General features: G+C 61.5%; 5 protein-coding genes. 4 read left to right on the top strand and 1 reads right to left on the bottom strand.

Features of this window, described 5'->3' with window-relative positions:
• The 4 genes from Q1X90_RS07240 to Q1X90_RS07255 all read left to right on the top strand — a co-directional run.
• Positions 1–429, top strand: a 429-nt coding sequence (locus Q1X90_RS07240; RefSeq protein WP_300768556.1) for a flavodoxin-dependent (E)-4-hydroxy-3-methylbut-2-enyl-diphosphate synthase, incomplete at its 5' end; no start/stop codon positions are given.
• 165 nt (positions 430–594) lie between these two features.
• Positions 595–2358 carry an alpha/beta hydrolase gene (locus Q1X90_RS07245; protein WP_300768559.1) on the top strand — a complete coding sequence of 588 codons (1764 nt, stop codon included), beginning with the start codon at positions 595–597 and terminating at the stop codon, positions 2356–2358.
• A gap of 62 nt (positions 2359–2420) precedes the next feature.
• Positions 2421–3191: a DNA repair protein RecO gene (recO, locus tag Q1X90_RS07250; RefSeq protein ID WP_300768561.1), complete on the top strand. Its 771-nt coding sequence runs from the start codon at positions 2421–2423 to the stop codon at positions 3189–3191.
• 2 nt (positions 3192–3193) lie between these two features.
• Positions 3194–3985 carry an isoprenyl transferase gene (locus tag Q1X90_RS07255; RefSeq protein WP_300768563.1) on the top strand — a complete coding sequence of 264 codons (792 nt, stop codon included), beginning with the start codon at positions 3194–3196 and terminating at the stop codon, positions 3983–3985.
• Here the strand turns inward: Q1X90_RS07255 and Q1X90_RS07260 are convergent.
• Positions 3975–4523 (bottom strand): hypothetical protein (locus tag Q1X90_RS07260; protein ID WP_300768565.1); only part of this gene is annotated, 549 nt, incomplete at its 5' end. The genes Q1X90_RS07255 and Q1X90_RS07260 overlap by 11 nt on opposite strands.

A 4523-nucleotide genomic window follows, 5' to 3' on the forward strand; every position in this document is an offset into this window, starting at 1 on the left:
CCTCCCGTCGAGGAGGTCAAGGTCGGCTGCAAGATCCTCGAGTATCTGGGATTGCGCCAGAGGCATTTCGACATCATCTCCTGCCCGAGCTGCGGCCGCGCGCAGGTGGATGTCATCCAGCTCGCCAACGAAGTGACGGAGGGACTCAAGGACATTACCGCTCCCATCCGCGTGGCCGTGATGGGGTGCATCGTCAACGGTCCGGGGGAGGCGCGCGAGGCCGATCTGGGAGTGGCTTCGGGGAACGGCAAAGGCCAGATCATCATCAAGGGCAAGGTGGTCCGCACCGTTCCGGAGGATCAGATCGTTCCCACTCTTTTGGAGACGGCGCGTCAGATTGCGGGGGAGATGGAGGAAAGCCAGCCCGATGGGGTTCCTTCCACGGGTCCGATCGTGATTCCGGTGACCGAACCGTCCGCCCATCGGTGAGGGGCAGATGCCTGTAGATATCAGCCCGTCGCTGATTGTGTAGATGATCGCCGGCTGGTTGACTTTGCTGCCGTCGTTGCTGTCACCTCCGCTGTTGTCTTTCTGCGCAGAGGCGGTGAACTCGGTCTCTGAGCCGTCCCGGAATGGACGGTTACAATGGTCTGTGTGTCAGACCAATTGGACGATGATCATGCCATGACGGATGCCGATGGCGTGGATGCGCCGATGAGGGTCCCAGCGAATGCCCTAGCTAAAAACCCGGTGAAAACCCCGGTGGACGCGCCGTGGGGAGTGGGCCGCCGTCTGTCCGTCACGATTCCCATAGCCGTGATCCTCGTCGCCATACTTGTGTTCGTGTCCCATGCCACGGCGGTTACCTGGAGCAACGAGCCCAGCGGCCAGACTGTCTCCACGCTCACGTCGGACACGGACGTGACGTTCTCCGGCACGACCTCGTCCACGCCGAAGCGCGGTACATACAAGGTCGGCAAAACCACGACGACCATGACCGTCACCCGCTCCTCCACGGGCGAGAAGGAGAAGGTGCGCGTCCTGATCCGCTATCCCAAGGGGGCCTCGGGCAAGCGCGCGGCGATGGTGTTCATGCATGGGGCCGGGTACGGGACGGTCGATGATTCATATGGTGATGTCGCCACGATCCTCGCGTCGGCGGGCTTCGTCACGGCGGTGATGGACAAGCCCGTCTGGTCCACGAACGACATCACACGTGACTACAAGGCGTCGGCCGCGGCATACGACAAGGTGATCGAGTATCTTCGCACGCTTGATAACGTCAATCCCGACAACGTGGGAATCTATGCGAACTCTGAAAGCACCTGGATATCGTCGTATCTTCTCGGATTGGACAGCCGCATAGCCTTCCAGGTCCTGCTCAGTCCGATGGTGTCGACGCCCCGACAGTCCATCGGTTTCCTCGCATCCCAGAACTTCACCCTTTCGGGGGCCAACAGCGGTTATCAGTCGGTCGTGCGTCGTCTGCTGCGCGCGGATGGTGAGCTTTTCGGCCTGACGAACTTTGATCTGGACACCATGAACGCGCGCGCGTACTCGATTCCGACACTGGTGGTCTACGGATCAAAGGATGTGATGACCGCGCAGGTGAGCGGGGTGCGCAACATTCTCCGACTCGCCCACAACGCAGGGAATTGGAATGTGACCATCCGATCCTATCCCGTCGCTAACCATGTGCTGCGCCTCGGCGACGAGTCGGAGTCGAACACTCCCATGGTGGATGGCTATCTCACGGATCTCACATCATGGTGTGTGGGAACGTCGCAGGGTCTGACGCAGACAAGCGATCGGGTGGCCGGCGCGACCATCTACCAGTCCATCCCGATTCCCTCCGAGCTCAAGGCCGACCGCCCGCTCACCATCTATGGCACCATCCTCCACGTGGTGATGCTTCTGCTGCTTCTCGCCTCCCTGATACTCGGCCTTGTCGCCTTGGGACGCAAGATCCGGTACATGATCCACCATCGTGGTCCGGCATTGGGCTATCGGCATGGATTCGGCGGATCGCTGCTGGCGTTGGTGGTGATGACCGTGGCCGCGATGGCGTTGTTGGGGGCCGGTTTGACCGAGGTGATTGTGAAGGTGGTCAAGCTGGCGTGGGGGGCGGCGCCGGACGAATCGGGCGGAATCGCCGATTGGAGCTGGCCGGTCATCCAGGTGGCGTGTCTGCTGGTGGTTTTGGCTTGGTCGCATCTGATCACCCGCCTGATCGAGGTGGCACAACGTCGCGGCATCGTGCGATGGCCTCCTCGCAAAGGGGCCATTCGCGCCGTCACGAGCGGGCACGAGCCTGTTCTGGCGACCACCCGTCTGGCCCGGGTTCTGTTCTGGTTGAACTCCGCGGCCATGTTCAGCGTGATGCTGGTGTTCGCGTTCTGGGGATTGTTCCTGTACTGACGTGGTTCCTGTGCTGATGTGGTTTCCTGGAGTAATGGCGTGGCCGTGGGAGGTGGATCGACATGCCGCTGTATCGCGATGAGGCCGTGGTGCTGCGCACGGTGAAGCTGGGCGAGGCCGACCGCATCGTCACCCTGCTGACGCGGGATCACGGCAAGGTCCGGGCGGTGGCGAAGGGCGTGCGCCGCACGAAATCGCGTTTTGGCGGGAGACTGGAGCCGTTCATGAGATCCGATCTGCTGATCGCCACGGGACGCTCGCTTGACGTGATCTCCCAGGCGGTGTCCGTGGGAGCATATGCCGGGCCGATCGGGGCCGACTATGACGCCTTCTCCGCCGCGAACGTCGTGGCGGAGACAGCGGATCGTGTGGTCGCCGCCGAGAAGGAGCCGGCCGAACACCAGTATCGTCTTCTGATTGGAGCGTTGGCATCCCTGGCCCGTCACGCGCATCCCAGCGATGACATAGCCCTGTCCTATGTGTTGCGCTCGCTGGCGATGGCTGGATGGATGCCGCGGCTGGACTCATGCGTCGTATGCGGACGCCGGGTCGCTGGTGGGGCTGACGGCGGTGCTCATGCGACGGGCGGGGATCTGTGGCTATCTATGGATGCGGGGGGCGTGATGTGCGCGGCGGACCATACTCCGGATTCGCGCCGGGTGTCCACCGTCGCTCTCTTACGCGTGTCGGCTCTGCTGAGGGGCGACTGGAAGGTCGTGGAGGCGGGCGACGGGGATGCCGCGATCGTGGCGGATGCGGCTCGGGTTGTCGAGGAATGGAGCGCATATTATCTTGAGCGGCCGATTCGTTCGCTCCGATGGGTAGATTCGTAGACATGGCTTTTGAAGATGTCGACTACACGTCATTGAGCGTTCCCACGGCGCCGTTCAGCGACCCATCCCGGATTCCCGATTTTCCCCAGGGCAAGGTTCCACGGCATGTGGGCGTGATCATGGACGGCAACGGGCGCTGGGCCAAGCAGCGTGGACTCGTCCGCACCGAGGGGCACAAGGCCGCCGAGCCGGTGGTTTTCGATACCATTGCCGGGGCGATCGAGGCGGGCGTGCGCTATCTGAGCCTGTACACCTTCTCGACCGAGAACTGGAAGCGTTCCCCGCAGGAGGTGCGCTTCCTCATGGGCTTCTCGCGCGACATCATCCACCGTCGCGTCGCGCAGATGGATGAGTGGGGGGTGCGGGTGCGGTGGTCGGGCCGACGGCCGAGACTGTGGCGTTCGGTCATCGACGAGTTGGAGATGGCGATGGAGCGCACGAAGCGCAATTCGACGATCGACGTGGTGTTCTGCATCAACTATGGCGGCCGGGCCGAGATCGCGGACGCCGCGGCGGCCATCGCCCGCGATGTGCGCGACGGCCAGATCAGCGGGGACCGCGTCACCGAGCGGATGATCGCCGAGCATCTGTACAATCCGGACATCCCCGACGCCGATCTGGTGATCCGCACGTCGGGGGAGTACCGCACGTCGAACTTCCTGCCGTGGGAGGCCGCCTACGCGGAACTGGACTTCGTTCCCGAGCTTTTCCCGGATTGCGGGCGTGCCGTCCTGTGGCGTTCGATCGACGATTATATTCACCGTGATCGGCGCTTCGGCGGAGTCAGGGCGTGATTCCGTATTCATCAAGGAATTCGAGAAGCTCTCGGACATTGGTGGAATAGTTCGGATATGCAATGTCAAGCTGTTCCGGTTTCTGGACGTGCACGAGAACGACATTGTCATACCTGATTTCAGGCTGGTTTCTGTCATCCGCTGATTCTGAGCGGAGGACGGCGTCGGTTTCGTATCCGCTGTATTCCCGTAGCGCATCGGAGAGGTGTTCTTCGTCGAATGATGAGATGTCGAGATATTGGTCGCTGCGTGACAGCTTGAGAAGAAAGAGTCTGTCCTGTGGATGTGATGATGAGTTTACCGAATAAATGCTGTCCGTGGCCGCGTGAAGATCTCTGAGGAGCTGCTCGCGGCATGCGGATGCCATCAGTTGTTTTATCAGCGATTCTTTGGATTCCGTATGTCCGGGAACCTGTGGTGTGCCCTCATGAATGGCGAACAGGCTGGAGACAGTTGCGAAGAACTCAATCCTTTGGGCGTCTGACCCACTCGCGTCGCCTTGTACTTGCGGGCTTTTGTATTCCTGAGAATATATTTC

Source organism: uncultured Bifidobacterium sp., assembly GCF_949292005.1.
Classification (GTDB): domain Bacteria; phylum Actinomycetota; class Actinomycetes; order Actinomycetales; family Bifidobacteriaceae; genus Bifidobacterium.